We start from the raw sequence: 23,385 nt of genomic DNA on the forward strand, positions 1-23,385 counted from the left end.
TCCCGTCGAGGTGACGAGCAGCTGGACGCGGAAGTCGTCATGGAACAACGGCAGCAAGTCCCGCAGGCGACCGGCGGAGGTGACGTTGTGGACCACCAGCAGAACCCGGCGTTGAGTGATGCGGCTGGCCCAACGCCGGGATTCATGCCCGATCGGCACGCGTATCGGCAGGGGTTCAGCCCTCACTTGTGCCCCTCCAGACCGTATGCGGCGTCATCGCGCGATCACTTTAGCCGTGCCGCGATGCCGCCCCCGCGTCACGGGCCTGCCCGTCAGCGACTCCTCCCGCCACCCTCCCGGGCCAAGGGCTTGAACGAGTCGTCGCGTGGTGAGTACACCTCTGTCGTCGCGGACTCCGCCCTGTGGAACAGGGCACGGAGCCGAAGCTGTCCGCTGCTCTGGCCGGATTCGAGGCCGGGGTACTGGGCCAGGTGCGCGAGCTGGACGAGGAGATGAGCTCGGGCGGCGCGGTCCAGGGCTTCCTTGCCGATGGCGCCTGCCGCCCGCTCGCCGGCGGCGTCCTGGCAGGCCGCCCGTGAACTGCCGACGACCAGCCACCGGCGCAGGGCGGGGGAAACGCTGTGCGAGGCCTGGTTGAGCAGTACCGCCACCGCACCACAGCCTGAATGCCCCGCGACCACCACGTCACGCAGGTTGGTCAGCGAAAGGGCGTAGTCGATCGTGGCGATCGCGCCGGAGACAACCTTGGGGTTGTACGGCGGCACGATGTTCCCGATGTTCCTCAGCTCGAACAGCTGCTCAGGACGTGAGACGAAGCGGGTGGGAGCGATCCGGGTCTCGGTGCAGGATATGAAGAGGGTCTGGGGGAGGTTCTCGCCGGGGCGTGTCCGTTCGAGCCGGTGCGGGCGTTCAGCTGTGGGGCGCGCTATCAGACCGTTCGCAGGACGCATGTTGCTGCCTTTCTGGCATGACGGAGCTCAGTCGATGTGCTGTGCGCATCGGGAACTCGGTCGTGTCAGATCAGCCAGCTCTGCAGCGTCGGACGAAGTGGAGCCGGAACCCTCGGTTTGGTGGGTTCGGCGAGTGCGCTCGGGGCCACGGGTGAGACCGGCACGGCCATCGCCGCGGAATCCGCGAAGAGTGACGGCGAGAGTGACGGCGGCTCTGCCGTTGCCGGTGTCTGCGGGCCCCGGGGCTGAGCGGCCGTACTGGATGTCAGGCCGCAGCAGACGGCGTCGCCCGGCCGTTCGTCGCCCGCGCCGCCCTCGTCGTCACCTTCGTACACACTTGTCACCGATGTGGGGGCGGGCGCTGCCAGTTGCTCCGTGGTGAGGAGCGGGGCGACCTGCCCGAACAGGGCGTGGCCCAACAAGAGGCAGGGCAGTAGCCCTTTGACCAAGGCCTTCAGCAAACGAAGGCATCCGCGTGCCATGTACCGACCTTCCCCCGTCGATATACGAGCGTCTGGCTCATGGTGCTGTGCAGGCTCGGTCAACCACCCCTGTTCGTGTACTCGTTCGACACTGTAGGCGGACAGGCCGACTCGTGCTGCGTTGTCAGCAGACTCATGGGCTGGCGGCCGAGCGAGAGTTTGCACAAGGGCATGGCGCTCGCGGAGGTGACAAGGGCGACCAGCACGAGGAGCGAGAACGTCTTCTGGTTGATGATGCCTTCGGCCAGACCCACGTTGACGAAGATGAGGATCATGAGGCCGCGGGCGTTCATCAGCGCCCCCATGGCCGATCCTTCGCGCCAGCTGAAGCCGTTCGCGCGCATCGCCGCCAGGCTGCCGCTGTACTTGCCGACGACCGCGGCCGTCAGCAGGGCCGCGAGGGGCAGCAGTGTGCCCCCGTCGGTGATGCCTCCGATCTCCGTGTTGAGGCCGGAGAAGGCGAAGAAGACCGGGACGAGCAGCACCTGCACGGTGTCCAGGAGCCGCAGTCTGACCGCGCGTTGAAAGGTTTTCTCGCGTGGCATGGCCAGTCCGACGACGAAGCCGCCGAAGACCGCGTAGATGCCTATCTCCTCGGTGAACCATCCGGCGGCCAGCACCACCATGAGTACGAGATGGAACTGGCCTGTGGTCAAGTCGCCTCGCGCGCGCGTCTTCTCGCCCAGCCTGCGGAAGAGTCTGCGTCCGACAGTCAGCGTCAGCACGGCGAAGGCGGCGGACAGGACGACCACGCGAACGCTCTGCGACAGCCCGCCGTTGCTGTGGAAGGCGACGATGAAGGCGAGGAAGCACCAGGCCACGGCGTCGTCCACGGCTGCCGCGAGCAGCGCGAGAACTCCGAGTGGGGTGCGCTCAAGCCCTTGGTCGTAGAGCATGCGCGCGAGCATGGGGAACGCGGTGACCGCCAAGGCGCCCCCCACGAACAGGGAGAACATGCCTGGGCCGACGTCGGACCGGGACAGCTCCTCATGGAAGAGCAGGCCTACGCCGCAGCCGAGGAGGAGGGCCGGCACGATGCTGGAGAGGGCCAGCGCCGCCGCGGTGCGCTGATATCCGCGTGGCGCCTTCTCGTGATCGAGCCCCAGGCCGACGAGGAACATGAACAGCGTGAGGCCGATCGTGCTCAGTACGTACAGCACGGGCTTCACCGAGGGGGTGAACAGGGACTGCTGGGCGTCGGGGAACACCCGGCCGAAGAGGGTCGGCCCGAGGGCGATACCGGCGACCATTTCCCCGACCACGCGGGGCTGGCCCCAGGCCACGGCCAGCCTCCCGCAGAGCGCGGACACGATCAGGATGACCAGGAGCGCGGGCAGGACGTCGATGACCAGCTGTACGTTCGGATCCTGTGCGGCGGCGACGGTGCTGGTAGCCATGGTCATCTCCTACGGTCGGGTGAGAACGAGTACGGCGTTCTGACCGCCGAATCCGAAGGAATTGCTCAGCGCCGCTTCCATGGCCACGGGACGGGACGCGGCCGCCACGATGTCGAGGTCGACGGCAGGGTCCTGATGGGTCAGGCCTGCCGTCATCGGGACTGTCTGGTGCTTCAGCGACAGCGCCGTGATCGCGGCCTCGACCGCACCGGCGGCGCCGAGCGAGTGCCCTGTCACGCCCTTGACCGAGGAGGTGACCGGGTGACCTCCAAGCACTCTGCGGATCATGCGGCCTTCCGCCATGTCGTTGAGCGGTGTGGATGTCCCGTGGGCGTTGACATGGGTGACGTCGGCGGGGGAGAGGTCCGCGTCCTCCAGAGCGGCCCGCACCGCCCTTTCGGCGCCCTGCCCTTCCGGGTCGGGGCGGGTCTCGTGTCCGGCATCGGCGGACGCGCCGTAACCACTGACGTAGGCGTACGTCCGAGCGCCGCGCGCCCGTGCGTGCTCGGGGCGTTCCAGGACGAGGACAGCGGATGCCTCGGCGATGACGAAGCCGTCGCGTTCGATGTCGAAAGGGCGGGACGCCTTCGAGGGGTCGTCCTTGTACTGCGAGAGGGCGCCCGCCTTGGCGAAGGCGGCTACGACCGAGTGCACGAGGCTGGACTCGGATCCCCCCGCGAGAACGATGTCGCAGGCGCCGGATCGGAGTAACTCGCGCGCCGTGCCGACAGCGGTGGCGCCCGACGCGCACGCCGAGCTCGTCACGAAGCTGGGTCCGCGGGCCTTGAGGTCAGTGGCGAGCCGGCCCGCCATCATGTTGGTCAGTGACATCGGCACGGTCAGCGGCGAGATGCGCGAAGCACCGAGTTCGAGGAGTTTGCGGTGCTCACGTTCCCAGGTGCCGATTCCACCGAACGCCGTTCCGAGGATGGTGCCGACACGAGGGCCGTGCCAATCGTCCGGGTCCAGGCCGGCGTCCACGACGGCCGCTCTTCCGGCCGCGATGGCCATCTGGGTGCAACGGTCGAGACGCCATGCGGTGCGGCGCCCGAGCGCCGCGTCTCCGTCGAACTCGCTTGCACGGCAGGAGAGTTCGACGGGCAGCCCTGCCAATGCCGGGTCCGGTGAGGCCGTGGGACGGCCCTCCAGAACGGAGGCCCAGGTCTCATCCGTGGTCAGCCCCGCGGAGGTGACCAGGCCGATCCCGGTGATCGCCGCATGGAAAGGGCCGCGCATCATGCCTTCTTCCCTATGCGCTCCGGTTCATCGAGCTTGACCCGGATGAGGGCGGCGGCTTCGCCGATCGTCTGCTCGGCGCCGAGGTCGTCGTCGCCGATGGGCACTTCGAAGAGTTCCTGAAGGACGTCGGAGAGTTCCACGAGTGCGAGAGAGTCCAGTTCGAGTGCGCTGAAGGTGACTTCGGAGGTGGCGGTGGCGGCGTCGACACCGAACCGGGTCTCCAGCAGCGAGCTGATCTGCTCCTCGAGGGAGCGGGCGGAAGGGGCAGAGGAGGCCATGGTGAGTCCTTACGTCCGGTACGTCGGATGGGTGATGGTGGGCGGCGGTGGCCGGGTGCTGAGCGGGACCGTTCAGGTTCGTTCCGGGGTCACGTCCGGCCATGTCAGGGCGGCGGCCCCCCAGGTGGCGCCGCCGCCGAACGCGGCGAGCAGCGCACGGTGTCCGGGCCTGAGCAGTCCGCTCGCGGCGGCGTCGGCGAGCGCCAGCGGAATGGAAGCGGCGGCTGTGTTGCCGACGCGCGCGAGGTTGATGGCGCACCGCTCGATGGGGATGCCGATCTTTTCCGCGACGGCTTGCAGGATGCGGTAGTTGGCCTGGTGGGCGACAAAACAGTCCACCTCGGCCGCGGACCAGCCGGCGTCACGGCGCACCTCCTGCGCGGCTCCGGCCATCCGGGCCACCGCATGCCGGAAGACGGTCTTGCCCTGCATGGTGAAGTAGCGCTCGGGGTCGGTGTGCACCTGCGTCGAGGGGCCGGCCGGGATACGGGAACCGCCTGCCTCGACGGTGATCAGTTCCCGCAAAGAGCCGTCACTGCCCAGGGAGGAGGGCCCCAGAGCGCCGAGCTCGTCGGGTTCCCCCGCACGCAGGACGACGGCCCCCGCGCCGTCACCGAAGATCGGGCGGGTGGTGCGGTCGTCCGGGGCGAGGATGGTCGAGAAGGCGTCGGCGCCGATGAGCAGCACGCGATGCGCCGTTCCGGCCGCGATGAACCCCTTGGCGGCAGCCAGTCCATAGAGGAATCCGCTGCAGACGGCTGACAGGTCCCAGGCGGCGACATCGATGAGGCCGAGCCGATGCGCCACGGCGGGTGCGGTGGCCGGGCAGGGGTGGTCGGGTGTGGTCGTCGCGAGGATGACGAGATCCACCGGCTCGCCGCCCGCGGATTTCAGAGCGCGCCGGCCGGCCTCGACTGCGAGGTCTCCCGTGGACATGCCCGGATCGACGATGTGGCGCCGGCGGATCCCTGTTCTGGTGCGGATCCACTCGTCGGTCGTCTCAAGCTGCCCGGACAGGTCTTCATTAGTCACCACCTTCGGGGGTAACCATGCGCCTATTCCGCAGAGTACAGCGGCATTCTTCACGATCACTTCCTTTCTGAGCGTCCAATCCGAGGATGGAAGTGGAATACCTCATTCCTTTGGCGTCTGCTTTGAGTGATGGAACCTAACACGCCACATCCGCCATTTCAAAGGGTCCATCAAACGTTCATCAATTTCCTGGAAACGGTTTTCATGCCACCGGCCAGATGAAAATGAATCTTGTATCTCAAAGCTGAAAGTGCAGGTCAGGTGTTGTGTCGTCGGGCAGTGGCGGGGGTAATCGAGAAACGTGGTTGATTTCCACTTGCGTGGAAGGTTGAATCCGAGATCGATCGGCCCCGGGTGGATGGAAAGGCTTCGGCCAACTCCACCAAGCCGACTTTCGCTTATTCCGGCCTTTCGGTCGTCGAGGGGGAGGAACACCTTGTGCTGTCAGTAGTTCCCGTGCGTGGACGCCAGATGGTGGACCGCTTCATTTCCTTTGCCGCGGACCTTTATCGGGGGGATGACCGATGGGTTCCGCCTCTGTCGTCCGACGTACGACGGTTCATGGACCCCGAGACCAACCCGTACTTCTCCGAGGCGGAGATCGAGCACTTCCTGGCCACCGACTCCGGCGGCCGGACCGTGGGGCGCATCTCCACGACGATCGACCCCGCCTACGTGGAACGCTTCGGCAAGACCGGCTTCTTCGGCTGGTTCGAGACCGTCGACGATCCCGAGGTCGCCTCGGCGCTGCTGAGCGCCGCCGAACGATGGCTGGCCGACCGTGGCATGGAGCGCGTCGCGGGCCCCTACTCCTACTGCGCCACGCAGGAGTTCGGGCTTCTCGTGGACGGGTTCGACAACCAGCCTGCGGTGTTCCAGCCGCACAACCCCCCGCACTACGCCGACCTCCTCTCCCAGGCCGGCTACCTGCGCGACTTCCGCACCGACACCTTCAGCTGGCGGGCCGACCACGACGCCGACGCCATGTCGCGACTGGCCCGCAGGGGCGAGGAGGTGTCAGTGCGGCTCGGTCTGCGCATCCGCGATCTGGATCCCGAACAGTGGGAGAGCGAGATCGACCTGGTCCAGGAGCTGCTTGCCGCATCGTTCGCCGACAACCACGACATGGTCGCCATCAGCAAGCCGGTGCTGCGTTTCCAGCTCGGCGAGCTGCGCGAGCTCATCGACCCCCGGCTCACGCGGTTCGTGGAGTACCAGGGGCAGACCGTCGCCTTCAGCATGCTGGCCGCCGACGGCAACGAGCTGCTGAAGGCCGCGGGCGGTGAAGTCACCGACGCGTTCATGGAGCGCTACGCGGAACTCAAGGCCGGCATCCGCGGCGCCGTCGTCCTGATGATCGGCGTACGGCCCGAACACGAGGGCCTCGGCATCGGGCGCGTCCTGGTCGGCGAGATCGCCAAGGTCGCCCTGGGCCGGATCGGCTCGTACCGCGACGTGCACACCACCTGGATCCACGAGCACAACTGGCAGAGCCGCTCCTACATGGCGCAGACCGGCACTGACCCCGTCCGCACCTATGCCGTCTACGGAAAGGACCTGGTCCTGTGACCCGAGTGATGATCACCGGAGCGTCCGGAAGCCTTGGCTCCGCCTTCGCGCGCCACCTCATAGACGACGGAGCGGACGTCGTCGTCCTCCTCCGGCCGGGCGACGGCCCGGGCGGGCTCGAACACCACCTGCACCGTTGTCAGGTGCGGCGCGGCGATGTCACCGACCCCGCCTCGCTGGAGGAGGCACTGCAGGGCATCGACGAGGTCTACCACTTCGCCGGCATCGCGGTGACCCTCAACAAGCTGCACCCCCTCATGGAGCAGGTCAACGTGCGGGGCTGCGCCAACCTCGTCAAGGCGGCACGGGCCGCGGGGGTGCGCCGCATCGTGCACGCCTCGTCGATCTCCGCGATCGGCTACCCCGCCATCGGTGAACTCGCCGACGAGGACTTCGACATCTCCCGTTCCGCCTGCAGCAACAGCTACATGATCACGAAACGGGCCGGGGAGCGCGAGCTCATGCGTGGCTGGCGGGCGGGCGGCCCCGAAGTGGTGATCGTCAACCTCAGCGCGTGCATCGCCCCCTACAGCGACCGGCGCTACGGCTGGGCGATGCTGGTGGAGGCCGCCCGCCAGGGGAAGCTGACGGCCTACCCGCTGGGAGGGGCGGCGTTCACCTCCATCGAGGACATGAACCAGGGCCTGCGAGCGGCCATGCTGCGGGGAAAACCGGGACGCCGTTACATCGTCTCCTCGGTCAACCTCACCTACCGCGAACTGTTCACGCAGGTGGCCCGCGTCGTCGGAGGCACGCCGCCCAAGCGCGCGATCCCCAATTTCGCCGTGACGGCGGCCGGCCGGGTCGGCGCAATCGTCGCCGCCTTCCGCAAGGACCCGCTCAAGTCCCCCTTCCTGGTCCCCGAGAACGCCCGGCTCACCGTCAACCAGCTCTTCTACGACACGAGCCGGGCACAGCGCGAACTCGGCTTCCGCCCCACGTCCTTGGACGACTCCATCGCGGCGGTCGACCGCTGGCTCACGGAGATCGCCGTGGACGGAATGATCGATGCGCTCGGGAACGAGGGGAGGCCCGATGCCACCCCTCATACACCGGCCGCCCGTGTCTGAACCGCGGACCCTGGCCCACGCCCTGGCGGCTCACGCCGAGACGCGCGGGGACACCGACGCCATCGCGTACACGACACCGCAGAGCAGTGAAGAGACCCTGACCTACGCGCAGTTGTGCGGGTACGCCGCTTCGTTGGCGACGGTCCTGGCAGACCTCCCGCCGCGGACACACCACCGGCCCTTCGTCCTGATCGCCCTGCCCAACGGCCTGGACTACGTGGCCTCCTTCTTCGCCTGCACGTTCGCCGATGCCGTGGCCGTCACCTTCCATCCGCCGACGCTGTCGACGGCACGGGCGGGCCGGGCCTACGACCACCGGCTCACGCAGATCCTCCGGGACTGCGAGCCATCGGCGATCATCGCGCAACCGGACCTGCACCCACGGCTCCGTGAGGTGAGCCGGGCAGCAGGGCTGGACCCCGTGATGCTGGATCCGCGGGCAGCCGACCGCTCGGCGACGGGGCCGGCGGGTTTCCCCGGGCCGCGGTCACGGCCGGAGCATCTCGCGCTGCTGCAGTACACCTCGGGCTCGACGTCGAACCCGAAGGGCGTGATGGTCTCGCACGCCAACCTCGTCCACAACGTGACCCGACTGAGCGCCAACCTGGGAACCGGGCCGGGGCAGTCGGCGGCGGGATGGCTGCCCCTCTTCCACGACATGGGGCTCATCGGCATGGTCTGCCACCCGCTGTGGGCCGGGATGAGCCTGCACATGGCGACCCCGGCAGGCTTCCTGCGTAACCCACTGCGATGGCTGCACACCCTCAGCCGCACCCGGGCCACCTTCACCATCGCACCCGACTTCGGATACGCGACAGCCGTACAGAAGATCACTGAGGAACGGCGCGAGGGCCTGGACCTGTCGGCGCTGCGGCACGCACTCAACGGAGCGGAACCGGTACGCCCGCGGACCATCGAACAGTTCGCCAAGGCCTACGCCCCCTATGGCTTCGACCCCCACGCGATGATGCCCGCCTACGGGCTCGCCGAGGCCACCTTGGTGGTGAGCTGCCTCAGTCAGAAGGCCGCCCCAGCTCTGTCCGAGGTCTCCGCGGACGTGCTGGGCGGGCAGCAGCGGGTGGCAGCCGCCGAAGGAACGCGGAACACCGTGCTGGTCGGATGCGGCCGGGCCCTCGCGGAGGACACCGAGATCGCGATCGTCGACCCGGTCACCCGGGTCCGCAAACAGCCGGGCGAGGTCGGCGAGATCTGGGTGCACGGGCCCAGCGTGGCGGGCGGTTACTGGGGCCGCCCCAAGGAGTCGGACAGCACCTTTCGCGCACGCGTCTCGCAGCCCGGCCACCGGGACAGCGAGAGGACCTACCTGCGCACAGGCGACCTCGGCGTCTGGCACGACCACCAAGTCAGCGTGGTGGGCCGCATCAAGGACGTCATCGTCCACCGGGGCACCAATCACTACCCCCACGACATCGAGGGCACCGTCGAGGACAGCCACCCGCTGGCCGTGCGCGCCGCGGCGTTGAGCGTGCCGCGGGCCGACGACGGCCCGGAGGCGGGACAGGCAGCACAGGCGGACCAGGCCGAACAGGTCGTGCTCGTCTGCGAGTTGACCGACTACGGCGATCACGTCGACTACGACGCCGTCATAGCCGCGGCGCGCAACTCCGTACTGGAGGAGCACGGCATCCCGGTGGCAGCGGTCGGCTTGCTGCGCGCCGGAGCCGTACCCCGGACCACCAGCGGAAAGGTCCGGCGCCATGAGGCCGTCCTGCGGTGGAGCGCGGACGAGCTGAGGCCCGTCGCTCTGTGGCGCCGGGGGTTCATATCTGAGGGAGGACAGCGGTGAACACCGAATCTGTGGTGAACGGGAACGAGCTCGAGATCGCGGCCATGCTGGAGGCGGCGATCTCCGCGGACCTCGAACTTCCCGACGGGCAACGCGTCGACTGGCACATGACGTTCGTCGAACTCGGGCTCGACTCGGCCGCCGTCGTGGCCGTTTCGGGTGTTGCCGGCGAGCGCCTGGGGCTCGAAGTGCCGCCGGAGTGGCTCTTCGACCACCCGACCATCCACGACCTCGCGCGGTTCCTCGCCCGCAAGACCTCGCCGGAGGACGACCGTGTCTGACACGGCCCCCGAAGCCGCTCACATCGCCGTCGTCGGGCTCGGCTGCCGGGTCCCCGGAGCGGACAGCCCGACAGCTCTCTGGCAGTTACTGCTCGAAGGACGCGACGAGATCACCCGCGTACCCGAGGAACGCACCGAGTTCACCGCCGCCGTACGGGCGGCCGGCGAGCACGGCGCCGGCGCACAGTGGGGCGGGTTCCTCGAAGACATCGGCCGATGGGATCCGGCGTTCTTCGGGATCTCCCCGGCCGAGGCGGCCGTGATGGACCCCCAGCAGGCACTCGCCCTGGAGGTCTCCTGGCGTGCCCTGGAGAACGCGGGCGTGGTTCCCGGCGAACTGGCGGGAAGCCGCACCGGAGTCTTCTTCGGGCAGGCCACGCACGATCACGCCATGCTTCTGGGCGCGCAGCCACAGGCCGCCGCTGCCGGACCGTTCACGAACCCGGGACTCGCCCACGCGATCACCGCGAACCGACTCTCCTACCTGTGGGACCTGCGAGGCCCCTCGCTGACGGTGGACACCGCCTGTTCCTCCTCGCTCGTCGCCGTGCACCTCGCCGCCCAGAGCCTGCTCTCCGGCGAGTGCGACCTGGCGCTGGCCGGGGGAGTGAACGCGTTGCTCTCGCCGGTGCCACAACTGGGCGCGGCCGGTCTGACCGCCCTGGCTGCCGATGGCCGCTGCCGCACCTTCGACGCCTCAGGCAAGGGATACGTACGCTCCGAGGGCGCCGGGGCCGTCGTCCTGCGGCGCCTGGACGACGCGCTCGCGGACGGCGACCACATCCACGCCGTCATCCGCGCGACCGCCGTCAACCAGGACGGCCGCACCAATGGCCTGACGGCCCCGAGCGGACGCGCCCAGACCGAGCTGATCGTCGACGCCCTGCGGCGCGCGGGCATCACCTCCGCCGAACAGCTCGGGTTCGCTGAACTGCACGGGACAGGAACGCCGCTGGGGGACCCCATCGAGGCGCGCGCCCTGGCCGCGGCGCTGTCCGACGCGCTCGGCGATGGCCGGCCACAGCTGGCCGTCGGCTCGATCAAGGCGAACATCGGGCACCTGGAGGCGGCCGCGGGAATCCTCGGCCTGATCAAGGCCGCCCTCGTCCTCAGCCACGGCGTCATCCCGCGCAACCCGCACTTCACCGACGTCAACCCACGCATCGACCTCGACGCCTACCGCCTGCACGTCCCTGTGACCGACCTGCCCTGGCCGGACCTGGCGCACTGCGCGGCGGTGAGCTCGTTCGGTTTCGGAGGCACCAACGCCTCCGCCATCATCGCCCGCACGCCGAACCGTTCCCCCGTACGGAGTGGTGTGCGGGCGGCCTTCGGGCCCGCCCTGTTGCCGCTGTCCGCGCGCGATGAGGACGCTCTGGTCGCCCTGGCGGGCTCGTGGACCGAGCACGTACAGACAGCCGACAGCTGGGCCGAGATCCACGAAGCCGCCCGCGCGGCTGCGGTACACCGCACCCACTTCGCGTGGCGCGCCGGGCTGGTCGCGGCCGACCAGGAAGAACTCCTCGGGCAGCTGGAGAAGGTCGCATCAAGGGGCAGGCCGGTCTCACCGACCGCCCAGGTTCCCCTCGCGCGACTGGGCTTCGTGTACTCGGGCCACGGCTCGCAGTGGGAAGGCATGGGCCGGGAACTGCTGCGCACAAGCCCGGCTTTCGCACGGTGTGCCGAGGACATCGACGCGGCGTTCGCACCCCTGCTGGGATGGAGCCCGCTGCGGGCGCTGCGGGGCGAGGAGAGCGCGGATCTCGACGACATCTCCGTCGCCCAGCCACTGATCATGACCGTTCAGCTGGCACTCACCGCAGGCCTCGCCGAGCTGGGAATCAGGCCGGACGCGGTGGTCGGTCACAGCATGGGTGAGGTGAGCGCTGCCGTCGCCGGCGGAAAGCTCGACCTCACGACGGCCTGCCGGGTCCTTCGGGCCCGCAACGACGTGGTGGAGGCCGCGCGGGGCAGGGGCGGCATGGCCGTGGTCGATGCGGGTGCGGACGAGGCCAGGGCCATCCTGCTGAGCTTGGACAGCCCGGTCACCGTCGCCGCTGACAACAGCCCCCGCACCTGTGTGCTCTCGGGAGCGGACGCCGACCTGGCCGACGCCATGGCGGAGTTCGAACGCCTGGGGCGCGACGCACGGCGGGTCAAGGTCGACTACCCCTCGCACGGTCCACTGATGCGCGGCCCCGCGGAACAACTCGTCGACGCGCTGGGCCACGTAGAGGAACCCACGCAGCAGCCCACACAGCAGCCCCCAAAGGAACCCACACAGGAACGCGCCGAAGCCGTCGACTTCTACTCCTCCGTCCAGGGCGAACGCTTCGACGGCCACCTGGACACCGCCTACTGGAAGGAGAACCTGACAAGACCGGTCCGGGCCCAGGAAGCCGTCGTCGCCATGGCCGACCACGGCATCACCCACCTCCTGGAGATCAGCCCTCACCCCGTACTGCTCGTCGCGCTGCGCGAAAGCATCGAAGGCCGCAGCCGGCCCGTCGCCGCACTCGCAACGGCCCACCGGGACCGGCCCATGCCCTACGGACTGCACGGCGTGGCCGCCGAGTTGTACGAACAGGGCCGGCGGCCGGACGCGGTGGCCGACGCCCTCACCCGTGACTGGGCGCACCGGTTGCCGGGACACCCCTTCCAGCGGCAGCAGGCACACCGGCCCCCCGAGAACGCCGCCGTCTCCAAGGCCGTCCCCGGAGTCCTGACGGAAGTGGCGCTACAGCCGGGCACCTTCATCGCCGACCTGACACTGCCCGGCGCACGCGAGGAGCACCACGTCGCAGGGCGGCCCGCCCTGTCGGCCGCGGAGCTGGTCGCACTGGCTTCCTGGGCGGCGGGCCAGGCGGGCATCGGCGAGGTGTGCCGGATACGGGACGTGGACATGCGCCGACGGCTCCCGGCCGACCCCGAGGTACCCCTTCAACTCGCTTTGCTGCGCGGAGGCGACACCCCCCAGCCGTCCTCAGCGCTGGTGTCGTTCCTCTTCCAGGAATCCGGCCGGTGGACCACCGCCGCGACGTGCACCGTCGGTTCCGGTTCAGCGCCCGAACCCTTTCCCACCCGATCAGCCATGGCTCAAGTCGAGGTGACCGTGCCCGCACAGCCGCTGTCCGCACAGCTGCCCACCGGCCGCCCCGCGCAAGGCCCCAGCCTCCTGGACCCCACGCTGCCCGCGCTCGCCGACGCGCTCTTCGACTCCTACGAGGACCTTCCCCCACTGGACGAGTTCACCGTCGCGCGCATCGGCGCCGTCCATGTCACCCCGCGTCTGTGGGCCGCGGACCGCGGCACCGCCTACGGCTGGCTGCACGAGGCGGACGGCCAAGTCAGCATCGATCTGGCCCTGGTGGACACCGCCGGAGAGCTCCTGGTCCAGATACAGGGCGTAGCGCTGCGGCATCTGTCCGAACTCGCGGGACCGACGGGCGGCGCCGCACCCGCCCAGGCCCCGAAGCCGGGCCAGGCGGCCAGTGGAGAGGAGCGCCGCACGCGGCTCGGTGAATGGTTGCGCACCACGCTCAGCAGCATCCTGCCCGGCGGATTGCCCAGCACAGACCCCGATCAGCTGCCCTTCGTGGAGCTGGGACTCGATTCCCTGATGGGCGTGGAACTGCGCAACCGGCTCGAAAGGGAACTGGGCCTGCGCCTGTCCGTCGCCCTCGTATGGGCACAACCCACGATCAGCCAACTCTCGGCGGAACTGGCCAACTTGATCGAACGCCGCGAACGCGATGCCTCATCGACGGCGGCCGACAGTCCTGCGGAGCCGTCCGATGCGCTCAACCAGTTGCTGGCCGAGCTCGAAAGCACGTCCTAAGGGGGCCGCCATGACCAGCAATTCGACCGACTCGACCGACCAGGCGCTGCTCCGCGCCGCCGAAACCATCCGCACCCTGCGCACCCGCGTCACGGAACTGCAGACCCAACAGGGCCGTGCGGCCGAGCCCATCGCCATCGTCGCCGCGACCTGCCGCCTGCCAGGTGGCTCCAACAGCCCCGAAGAATACTGGGAGTTGGTGGAGGCAGGCCGTGACGCGGTGCGTCCGCTCACCGGCGACCGTTGGCGCGGCATCGACTTCAGCGCGCTGGACGACCCGGCGTTCGCCCGGCTGGCCCAGCACGCCGGGCAGATCGACGACGTCGACGGCTTCGACCCCGGCTTCTTCGGAATCGGCGACACCGAAGCCGACCTGATGGACCCGCAGCAGCGCATTCTGCTGGAGATCGCCTGGGAAGCCGCCGAACGAGCCGGCTGGACACCCGCCGAACTCGGGCGTACGCCGACGGGGGTCTTCATCGGCGCGGGCCACCAGGACTACATGCTCGCCTCGCTCGCGGCCAGGCCCGACGTCAGCAGCCGGCTCTCCACGGGCAGCGGCGCACGGAGTCTGCTGGCCAACCGTGTGAGTTACGAGTACGGGCTCCAGGGCCCGAGCATGGCGGTGGACACCGCCTGCTCCTCCTCACTGGTCGCCATCCATCTCGCCTGCCAGAGCCTCCGGGCGGGCGACTGCGACCGGGCCCTCGCGGGGGGCGTCAACCTCATCCTGTCCCCGCTGTCCACCACCATGACGGGCCGCGCGCTGCCGCTGGCCCCGGACGGCCGCACCAAGGCGCTGGCCGCCGACGCGGACGGCATGGTCCGGGGCGAGGGCGCGGGCCTCGTGGCGCTCAAGCGGCTTTCGGACGCGCTCGCCGACGGCGATCCGATCGAAGCCGTCATCCTCGCGGACGCGACCAACCAGGACGGCAGGACCAACGGCCTGACCGCGCCCTCACCGCTGGCCCAGGAAGCGCTGCTCCGCCGCACCTTGCAAGCGTCGGGAAAGAGCCCGCGGGACATCACGTTCGTCGAGATGCACGGCACCGGTACGCCCCTGGGGGACCCGATCGAGTACGAGGCGATCCGCGCCGTGTACGGAGCGGGGGGTGATCAAGCACCCACCTGCTGGCTGGGTTCGGTCAAGGCCAACCTCGGTCACCTGGAGTCCGCGGCCGGGGTCGCCTCACTGATCAAGGCAGTCGGCGCGATCCGTCACGGCCGCATACCGCAGCAGATCAACCTGGGCGAGATCAGCCCGTTCATCGAGCTGGAGGGCGAGCGCTTCGCCGTACCGCGCCGTCTGGAGCCGTGGACCTCCCCGGAATCCCGTTTCGCGGCCGTCAGTTCCTTCGGCTTCGGGGGCACCAACGCGCATCTGATCATCGCCCACCCTGACGCCGTGCCCGCGGTGCGCGACCACGCCAACGCCCCGCGACGGCCCTCGGCCCAGGGCCAGGGCCAGGCCCAGTCCCAGGCCCATGACGCCCCCACCCTGATTCCCCTCTCCGCGCGAACCGCCCCCGCCCTTTCGGCGCAGCTGGAGCGATTCGCCGCGCGCCTGGAGGGCATGGACGCCTCGGAGATCCAGGAGGCGGCCACGGCGGCGGCCCGGCGTCGAGGACATCACCCCTGGCGCACGGCAGTCGCCGCGGCCCGCCCCGAACTGCTTCCCGACGCGTTGAGGCGTGCGGCAAGCAGCCCGGCCATCCTCGCCGGATCCCCCGCCACGCAGCGGAAACTGGCCTTCGTCTACTCCGGGCAGTCGGCGCAGTGGCCACGCATGGGTATCGCGCTCGCGGAGCAAGACCCCCTCGTACAAGAGGAGCTGACGGCGTGGGACGAGGCTGTCACGGAGGCGGGCGGGCCCCCGCTCCTGTCGACCCTGGCAGGGTCCGGCTCCGAACGGGCCCTGTCCGACACCCGGTTCGCGCAGCTCGCCATCGCCGCCCTGCAGGCGGCTCTGACCGAACGGCTGCGTGGCTGGGGTCTGACTCCGGCCGCCGTGTGCGGACACAGTGTCGGCGAAGTCTCCGCCGCCGTCGCCGCGGGAGCCCTCTCCCGCGAGCAGGCCGTGCAGGTGCTGCTCGCCCGAGGTGAGGCCCTGCACCAACACGCCGCCGGAGGCGCGATGTTCGCCGTCCGGGCGCCCGCCGACGAGGTCGCCGCGGCGCTGGCCCGAGCGCGGTCGACGCCGTCCGCTCCGGGAGTCGGCGTCGGCATCGCAGCCGTCAACGGCCCTCAGGGAACGGTGATTTCGGGCCCGGTCGAGGAGATGGAGGAACTGCGCGAGTACTTCTCGGAGTGGCGTGTCACCCGCCTGGCAACCGACTACGCCTTCCACAGCCCCGGCCTCGGCCCTGTCGCGGATCAGCTGCGGACGGACCTGAAGGATCTGCTGCCGGCAGCTTCGCGTACCCCTGTGTACTCCTCGGTCACCGGTGCGCTCCTGCCCGGGGAACACCTGGGGGCCGAGCACTGGGCGGACAACGCCGCGCGCCCTGTCCTGTTCAGGAGCGCTGTCGACGCCATGCTCGCGGACGGGGTCAGCGCCTTCGTCGAGCTGGGACCACACCCGGCGCTGCTGCCTCATCTGCGGACGGCGCTCGACCAGAGCGGGGCGAGCGGCGGCATCGCCGTGGCCACCGTGCGCAAGAACCAGGACGAACGGCTCGGACTGTGGACGGCCGTCGGCCAACTGTGGTCCGCCGGGTGCGCGGTGGACTGGAGCGCGCTGCACCCCGGGCCTGCGCGCATGGTCCCACTGCCGACCTACCCCTGGCAGCGCAAGAAGCACTGGGTCAAGCACGCGAGCCCCACCACGGACGCCGCGGCCGCCTCGACCATCGTCGCGGACCCGCCGGTGGGCACGGACCTGGACGAGAGCGCCGTACTGGAGCGGCTCATCGCGCACTTGGCCGACTTCATGCAGGCCGACTCCGAAGCCCTGGACCCCGACCGTTCGGCCAGAGACCTGGACATCGACTCCGTGTCCATCGTCGAGCTGAAGAACCGGTTGGAGAACGACCTCGGGACGTCGATCCCGATCACCGTGCTCATGGAGGGCGCGACCCTGCGGGACATCGCTCGCACCCTCACGGCAGCCGGAAACCAGCGCGGGCCGACCTCGGAAGAGGCCCGTCGCGCCCTCGAAAACCTCGATGACCTGTCCGAGGAAGAACTCGACCGACTCCTCGCGGCACTCGACTCCGAAGACGGACGGTGACCCCAACGTGGCTTCCACACCTGTGACCAGCACGGCCGAGGAAAAGCGGGCCGCCCTTCGCGCCCGGCTGAGCGGTGTCGCCGACCGCGGCGAGACCGCGGAACGATACCGCCGGCACTCCAACCCCTATGTCGCCCGCATGCTCGACGGGCTCGGCATGGACGTCCACTATGTGCGCGGCGCCGGCACCCGGCTCTACGACGCCGAAGGCAACTCCTACCTCGACTTCGCCGGTGCCTACGGGGCGCTGCCCTTCGGCCACAATCCCCCCGAGATCTGGGAGGCGATCAGCGACCTCCAGCAGTCGGCAGAGCCGAGCCTGACGCTGCCCTCCCTTCTCGATGCCTCCGCCCTGCTCGCCGAGCGCCTCGCCCAGGCCGCCCCGGGTCACCTCAACCAGGTCTGGCAGTGCAACAGCGGCGCGGAGGCGGTCGAGGCATCCCTGAAGCTGGCCAGGGCGGCCACCGGCCGCACCCTGGTGATCTCCACACGCAACTCCTTCCACGGCAAGACACTGGGCGCCCTGTCCGCCACGGGCCGACCCCGCTACCAGACGCCGTTCGGAGCCCCCTCTCCCGGGTTCACGCACCTTCCCTTCGGTGACGCCGACGCCCTGAAGCGGGCCTTTGACGAACATGGCGACGAGACAGCCGCGTTCATCGTCGAGGCCCTGCAGGGGGAGGGCGGCATCGTCCCCGCACCGGACGGATACCTCGCCACCGCACGCGAGTTGTGCACCCGGTTCGGCGCCAAACTCATCATCGACGAGGTCCAGACGGGCCTCGGCCGCACGGGCCGCCTGTTCGCCTGTGAACACACCGCGGTGGTGCCCGACATCATGCCCCTGGCCAAGGCCCTGGGCGGCGGGATGGTCCCCATCGGAGCAGTGCTCTTCGGCGAGGACTCACTCACCGAGGACTTCGGCCTGCGCCATACGTCGACCTTCGGGGGAAACGCCTTCTGCTCCCGCGTCGGCGTGCGCGCCGTGGAGCTCCTGACCGCCGACGACCAGGCACTCGTACGACAGGTCGCCGAGCGCGGCGAGTACCTCCTCGACGGCCTCAGGCGCGTCGCGGCCAAGCATCCCGACCTCGTCGCGGACGTGCGCGGCCAGGGGCTGCTCCTCGGGGTGCAACTGTCCGACGACCCCGACATCCATGTCAGCCAGGGCCTCTTCCGTTCCCTCGCCGACCAGGAGGGCCTGGCCGGATTCCTCTGCGGCTACCTGCTGCGCAACGAGGGAATCCGCCTGGCCCCCGCCTACTTCGCCAACAGCGTGCTGCGCGTCGAGCCGCCGCTGACGGTCACCGAGGAGGAGTGCGACACGCTGCTGGCAGCCCTCGACCGAGGGCTCGGTGTCATCGAGCAGGGTGACAGCCGGCGCTTCTTCGCCCACCTGCTCCCCAAGACAGGCCCGCGGGACGCGGAAGAAGCGCGGGAGCAGGCGGTTGCCCAACTGCCGGCGCGTCCCGCGGTGCCTGACCAACCCCTGCGGCCCAGCGCGGGGGAACCGCGCTGGGCCTTCATCGCTCACCCCACCGACATGGCCAGCTACGAGAGCTACGACAGCCGCCTCGGCCTGCCCGGAGAACAGGTACGTGTCCTGTTCGACCGGATGAACCAGTGCCGCAACGTCGACACGGCCGCGGCCATGCTGGTCGGCAGGTGTCGCGTGCGGACCGACACGGGCGAGAGCTCCTACGGCGAGATCTACGCCCTGCCCTACGGAGCGCAGCGCCTGCTGGACATGCCGACGGCCAGGGCCACGGCGCTGGTACAGGAGGCCGTGGACGACGCCGTGGCGCGCGGCGCCCAACTCGTCGGGCTCGGCGCCTACACGTCCGTCGTCACCGCCAACGCCACGGCCCTCAAAGACGTCAAGGTCCCCGTGACCACCGGCAACGCGTACACCGTCGCCGCCGCCGTGGACGGACTGGAACAAGCCGCCGTCCAGCAGGGCATCCGTCTCGACGCGGCCTGCTGCGTGGTTCTCGGCGGTGCGGGCGCGATCGGCCTGGCCTCCAGCCTGCTGCTCGCGGAGAAGGTCGGCAGCCTGGTCCTCGTGGGTAATCCGGCCAACCGGCGCCGCAGCCAGGAGCGCCTGACCGCGGCCGCTCAGGCGGTCGTCGCGCATCTGGCGGAGCTCGGCGGGAATCCCGCCGCCGGGTCTCTGGCGTGGGCCGTCCGTGCCCGGGCCGCCGAGGGTGTGGATCACGCCCGTATCGCCGCCGAACTGTCCAAGGAAGGCCTGCTCACCTGGTCGCTGGAGTCCGAGGCGGTGCTGCCCGGCGGTGACCTGATCCTTGCCGCGACCTCGACGCCCGACCAGCTCATCAGACCCGAACTCGTCCGGCAGGGCGCCGCCGTCTGCGATGTGTCGCAGCCGCCCAACGTGGGCCCGCAGCTGAAGAAGGCCCGCCCCGATCTCAAGGTGGTCGCAGGCGGACTGGTCGAGATGCCCGGGCGCCAGGACCTCGGAGTGGACTTCGGCGTGCCCAGCGGCGTCACGTACGCCTGCACCGCCGAGACCATGATCCTCGCGCACCGGCTGCACGACCCGGTCGTCAGCCACGGCGAGAAGCTCTCCGTCGAGCTCGTACGCATGCTGCGTGACGAGGCCCAGCGCCTGGGATACCGGCTCCACCTGCCCGATGAGCACACCGACCAGCCCACGGGAGACCCTGGCCATGAGTGAAACGACGCGCAGCGAAACAGCCCCGGCCGAGAGCGGCCACCGGCCCCCGCCCTCCGTGCTCGCCCACTTCCCCGACCTCGAAGGCAAGCACGCCAAGCTCTGGCAACGGGTCCACCGGTCGACCTTCCTGCCGGGAGCCGACCGGCTCCAGGTGTGGACGGCCGCCACCCGCCTGGACGGCATCAACGCCGAACTGGCCCCCGTGATGCGGATGACCGTCCCCCGCGCCATGCGCGGCGAGCGCCCCTCCCTCGCCGACGTGCCGCTGGCCGAACCGCTCGGGCGCTCCTGGATCCTGCTCGGCCGGCTTCTCCCCTACGACTACGACGACGTGACCATCGCCGAACGGGAGGAAGGGCGCCGGTTCCTGGAGGTGTCCAGGATGTCGTCCGCCCACGCCTGGATCCACGAACGCACCGTCGACGACAGGCCGGGCGGTGCGGTGCTCACCGATCAGCTCACCTACCTCCTCAAGCCCCATCTGCGTCCGATCACCCCCCTCTACCGCCGGACGGTCGAGCAGCTCTTCGCGCACCGCCACCGCCGGGTCGCCCGCCGCTTCGCCCGCCTCGCCCCCCGCCCCGCCGACCAAGGAGCCCCCGGTGCCTGAACCGAAAGAGACAACGGCAATGGCCAAGGACGACGGCGAGGCCACGAGCCCGAACCGGATACGCGCCGACGTCTGCGTCATGGGCTTCGGCGTGGTCGGTCTGATCAATGCCATCGCCCTGGCCAAGCGAGGCCTGTCCGTCGTCGTCATCGACCAGCCGACCGAGAAGCAACTCGCCAGCTACAAGGTCGGCGAGTCCCTGCTGGTGTACTCCAACGCCTTCCTGCGCGCCATCGGCGAACTCGACGAGTCCCTTGAGGAGTCCTTCGGGAAGGAGGGCTTCTGGATGGCCCACGGCCTCGAGGGCCGCACCAGCTTCGACGATTCGGTCTCCGAGTGGGGATTCGAGAGCGACCTGCCTCCGCACTGGATCGAGAAGATCGAGGATCCGCTCTTCCACCGCACCATGTTCAAGGACTCGCAGATCGTCCGCCCGGAGATCGAGGCGGTGCTCCGCGAACGCGCCAGGAACTTCGAAGGACTGACCTTCCTCGACAGCGGCCTGGTCCGCGACATCGACCTCGGCGACGACGACAACGACCATGTCCTGCGCTGGAGTTCACGGAACAAGAAGGAGAGCGGGGAGATATCCGCCCGCTGGATGGTCGACTGCACGGGCCGCACCCGGGTGCTCGCCAAACGGTTCGACCACGAACTGCGCCTCGACGACGGCTTCGCCACCACCGCGGCGTGGGCACAGTTCTCCAACTGCTCGGACGACAACTTCGACGAGCGCTGGAACTTCTCCTTCCCCGACGGGGGCGAGGCGCACCGGGACCGCAACACCCTCCACCTCTGGGGCGACGGCTACTGGATCTGGCTGATCCGCCTCAACGGCGACCGCATCAGCGTCGGCGTGACCTACAGCCAGGGCCGCCCGCCCGAGGACGGCAACGCCAGAGACGTCTTCTGGAAGATCCTGCGCCGCTACCCCCTCCTCGACTGGCTGACCGAGGACAACGTCCTGGAGTTCAGCGCCTACCGCGACGTCCAGCGCATGACCGACACGTTCATCTCGCCCAAGCGCTACGCCATGGCCGGCGACGCCTCGTCGATCATCGACGCCTTCTACAGCCAGGGCATCAGCCTGTCGATGTCCACCTCCTGGCACATCGCCAACATCGCCCAGCGCGACGTCCGCCAAGGCCATCTCGACCTCGACTACCTGGACCACGTGAACCGCGCCGTCACGGCGGACTGGCGGATCATGCGCTCGATGGTCCAGTCGAAGTACGGGCCCGCCATCGCCGACAGCCGCTTCTTCATCCTCGACCACCTCCTGGACTACATGATCTTCGGTGCCGCGCTCCTGGGCCGCTTCCGGGTCTCGCGCTGGCTGACCGAGACCGGCGGCCGCACCGATGAGGAGACGGTCGAGCACGCCCGGCTGCGGGCCGGACTCGAACGCCGGCTGTTCCTGTCCCAGTCCTCCCCCTGGCACCACCTCGACCCGCACCGCGTGGCGGGCCTGGTCGAGAAATGGCACCGGAGCCTGGAGAGCCGGGCCCTGTGGCGCCTGGAGAACGACATCAAACTGCCGCCGACCAAGGCCGGCCTGCGCGCGCACGCGGCACTTCCCGGCATCTGGCGACTCCCGTACGTGCACAAGCTCTCCCGCGCCGACCTGACCCTGCCGGCCATCAAGGAGCCGGAGTTCATGAAGGTGACGGGCCACGAGCACCGGCCCGTGCTGATGGCGGGCTCCGGCCCGATGCTCGTCACGATGACCACGCTGGGCACCGTCCTCGACATCGCCGACACGAAGGTGCGCAAGGCCCGGATGGCGCTGCGCCGGTTCCGCGGCAGGAGGGCGTCATGACGGTCGCCGGCGGGACCGGACGGCGGGCCGTTCCCTGGGAGCCGGAGCTCGAACGCGCGATGAGCCGCTTCTCGGTGAAGGAGGCGCACGACCTCCTGCGCGGCCTGTTCCGCCCCAGGATGGGGGTCTACTGGACGGATTTCCTGCTCTCCGTGACGGTCGGGGCCGTCGCCTTCTGGGCGGTGGAGCCGCTCGGCGGGTTCAGCGTGCTCGGCGTGCTCGCCTTCCTGGTCTCGGTGTTCGCGGCGTTCCGCTGCTTCGCCTTCATCCACGAGATCGCGCACTTCCGTAAGAAGCAGGCTTTCGGCCCGTTCCGCCTGGGGTGGAACGCACTGTTCGGCATCCCGATGATGATCCCGACCTTCATGTACGAGTGCCATGGCGAGCACCACAACAGGAAGCTGTACGGCACGCCGCAGGACGCCGAGTACCTGCCGCTCGCCAGGATGGCGCCGTCGAACATCGTGGGACTGCTGATCACTCCGTTCGTCCTGCCCTTCTTCGGCCCCTACCGCTTCGGGCTCGTGACACCGCTCTCGTGGTTCGTGCCCAAGGTGCGGGAGTACCTCTACCGGAACCTCTCCGCACTGAAGATCGACTTTGACTACCGTGGCCGCCAGCCCACCGCGGAGGAGAAGTGGAGCTGGCGGCTCCAGGAGTTCCTCTGCCTGGCGTGGATCGTCGGCGCGGCGGTGCTGCTGTCCACGGGGGTGGTGCCGATCGGCCGTCTCGTCCAGTGGTACGCCCTGTTCGTCGCGGTCGCGTTCATCAACTCGCTGCGTCTGCTTGCCGCTCACCGGTACATCGGCGACGAGGACGAGATGAGCATCGTCGAGCAGATGATGGACACGGTGAACCATCCTCGGGCCAGGGTGCTCGGCGAGCTGTGGGCGCCGGTCGGACTCAGGCTGCACGCGCTGCATCACCTGATGCCCGGGCTGCCCTACCACAACTACCCCGTCGCGCACGCCCGGTTGGTCGCCGGCCTCCCCGAGGACTCCGCCTACCGCCTCACCGAGAGCCCGGGCCTTCTCCACTCCCTGCGGCGCTTGTGGAGCGTGTGCCGATCACACCAGCGGGCCGGAACACTGCTCGACCGCGCAAAGCCGGAAGGAGCAGGAGCTTGAG

General features: G+C 69.5%; 16 protein-coding genes. 10 read left to right on the top strand and 6 right to left on the bottom strand.

The window, feature by feature from the left end:
* Nucleotides 1-272: 272 nt before the first annotated feature.
* The 6 genes from E5671_RS36010 to E5671_RS36035 all read right to left on the bottom strand — a co-directional run bounded on the left by E5671_RS36010 (nt 273) and on the right by E5671_RS36035 (nt 5,393).
* Nucleotides 273-911: a carbonic anhydrase gene (locus E5671_RS36010; RefSeq protein WP_160508027.1), complete on the bottom strand. Its 639-nt coding sequence runs from the start codon at nt 909-911 to the stop codon at nt 273-275.
* Between the two features lie 65 nt (nt 912-976).
* The gene (locus tag E5671_RS36015; protein WP_160508028.1) at nt 977-1,372 is read right to left on the bottom strand and encodes a hypothetical protein; all 396 of its coding nucleotides are present in this window, start codon (nt 1,370-1,372) and stop codon (nt 977-979) included.
* Between the two features lie 80 nt (nt 1,373-1,452).
* Nucleotides 1,453-2,790 (bottom strand): cation:proton antiporter, encoded by a 1,338-nt coding sequence (locus tag E5671_RS36020; RefSeq protein WP_160508029.1) that lies wholly within the window; start codon nt 2,788-2,790, stop codon nt 1,453-1,455.
* A 9-nt stretch (nt 2,791-2,799) separates the two neighbouring features.
* Nucleotides 2,800-4,029, bottom strand: a complete 1,230-nt coding sequence (locus tag E5671_RS36025) for a beta-ketoacyl-[acyl-carrier-protein] synthase family protein (protein ID WP_443032743.1) — start codon at nt 4,027-4,029, stop codon at nt 2,800-2,802.
* Nucleotides 4,026-4,307, bottom strand: a complete 282-nt coding sequence (locus E5671_RS36030; RefSeq protein ID WP_160508030.1) for an acyl carrier protein — start codon at nt 4,305-4,307, stop codon at nt 4,026-4,028. Before E5671_RS36030 ends, E5671_RS36025 begins: the two co-directional genes overlap by 4 nt.
* Before the next feature lie 72 nt (nt 4,308-4,379).
* The gene (locus E5671_RS36035; RefSeq protein WP_160508031.1) at nt 4,380-5,393 is read right to left on the bottom strand and encodes a beta-ketoacyl-ACP synthase 3; all 1,014 of its coding nucleotides are present in this window, start codon (nt 5,391-5,393) and stop codon (nt 4,380-4,382) included.
* A gap of 507 nt (nt 5,394-5,900) precedes the next feature.
* Between E5671_RS36035 and E5671_RS36040 the strand changes: the two genes are divergently transcribed.
* From E5671_RS36040 to E5671_RS36085, 10 genes are read left to right on the top strand one after another with little or no spacing between them, the layout of a single operon-like run.
* A complete protein-coding gene (locus tag E5671_RS36040; RefSeq protein WP_160508032.1) occupies nt 5,901-6,908 on the top strand; it encodes an N-acetyltransferase in 1,008 nt (335 codons plus the stop codon).
* The gene (locus E5671_RS36045) at nt 6,905-7,978 is read left to right on the top strand and encodes an SDR family NAD(P)-dependent oxidoreductase (protein ID WP_160508033.1); all 1,074 of its coding nucleotides are present in this window, start codon (nt 6,905-6,907) and stop codon (nt 7,976-7,978) included. The genes E5671_RS36040 and E5671_RS36045 overlap by 4 nt, the downstream gene beginning before the upstream one ends.
* The gene (locus E5671_RS36050; RefSeq protein ID WP_160508034.1) at nt 7,971-9,785 is read left to right on the top strand and encodes an AMP-binding protein; all 1,815 of its coding nucleotides are present in this window, start codon (nt 7,971-7,973) and stop codon (nt 9,783-9,785) included. Before E5671_RS36045 ends, E5671_RS36050 begins: the two co-directional genes overlap by 8 nt.
* Complete coding sequence (locus E5671_RS46590; protein ID WP_160508035.1) at nt 9,782-10,066, top strand: phosphopantetheine-binding protein; 285 nt, start codon at nt 9,782-9,784, stop codon at nt 10,064-10,066. Before E5671_RS36050 ends, E5671_RS46590 begins: the two co-directional genes overlap by 4 nt.
* Nucleotides 10,059-13,904: a type I polyketide synthase gene (locus tag E5671_RS47505; protein WP_160508036.1), complete on the top strand. Its 3,846-nt coding sequence runs from the start codon at nt 10,059-10,061 to the stop codon at nt 13,902-13,904. Before E5671_RS46590 ends, E5671_RS47505 begins: the two co-directional genes overlap by 8 nt.
* Before the next feature lie 10 nt (nt 13,905-13,914).
* Nucleotides 13,915-17,133, top strand: coding sequence for a type I polyketide synthase (locus E5671_RS36065; protein WP_160508037.1), 3,219 nt, complete (start codon nt 13,915-13,917; stop codon nt 17,131-17,133).
* Between the two features lie 7 nt (nt 17,134-17,140).
* Nucleotides 17,141-19,828 (top strand): aminotransferase class III-fold pyridoxal phosphate-dependent enzyme, encoded by a 2,688-nt coding sequence (locus tag E5671_RS36070; protein ID WP_160508038.1) that lies wholly within the window; start codon nt 17,141-17,143, stop codon nt 19,826-19,828.
* Nucleotides 19,821-20,438 carry a hypothetical protein gene (locus tag E5671_RS36075; RefSeq protein WP_160508039.1) on the top strand — a complete coding sequence of 206 codons (618 nt, stop codon included), beginning with the start codon at nt 19,821-19,823 and terminating at the stop codon, nt 20,436-20,438. The genes E5671_RS36070 and E5671_RS36075 overlap by 8 nt, the downstream gene beginning before the upstream one ends.
* Nucleotides 20,431-22,257 (top strand): FAD-dependent monooxygenase, encoded by a 1,827-nt coding sequence (locus E5671_RS36080; RefSeq protein ID WP_160508040.1) that lies wholly within the window; start codon nt 20,431-20,433, stop codon nt 22,255-22,257. The genes E5671_RS36075 and E5671_RS36080 overlap by 8 nt, the downstream gene beginning before the upstream one ends.
* Entirely contained in the window at nt 22,254-23,384 is a 1,131-nt protein-coding gene (locus tag E5671_RS36085) for a fatty acid desaturase family protein (RefSeq protein WP_160508041.1), read from the top strand. Before E5671_RS36080 ends, E5671_RS36085 begins: the two co-directional genes overlap by 4 nt.
* Nucleotide 23,385: the final 1 nt, after the last annotated feature.

The organism is Streptomyces sp. BA2, from assembly GCF_009769735.1.
Lineage (GTDB): Bacteria > Actinomycetota > Actinomycetes > Streptomycetales > Streptomycetaceae > Streptomyces.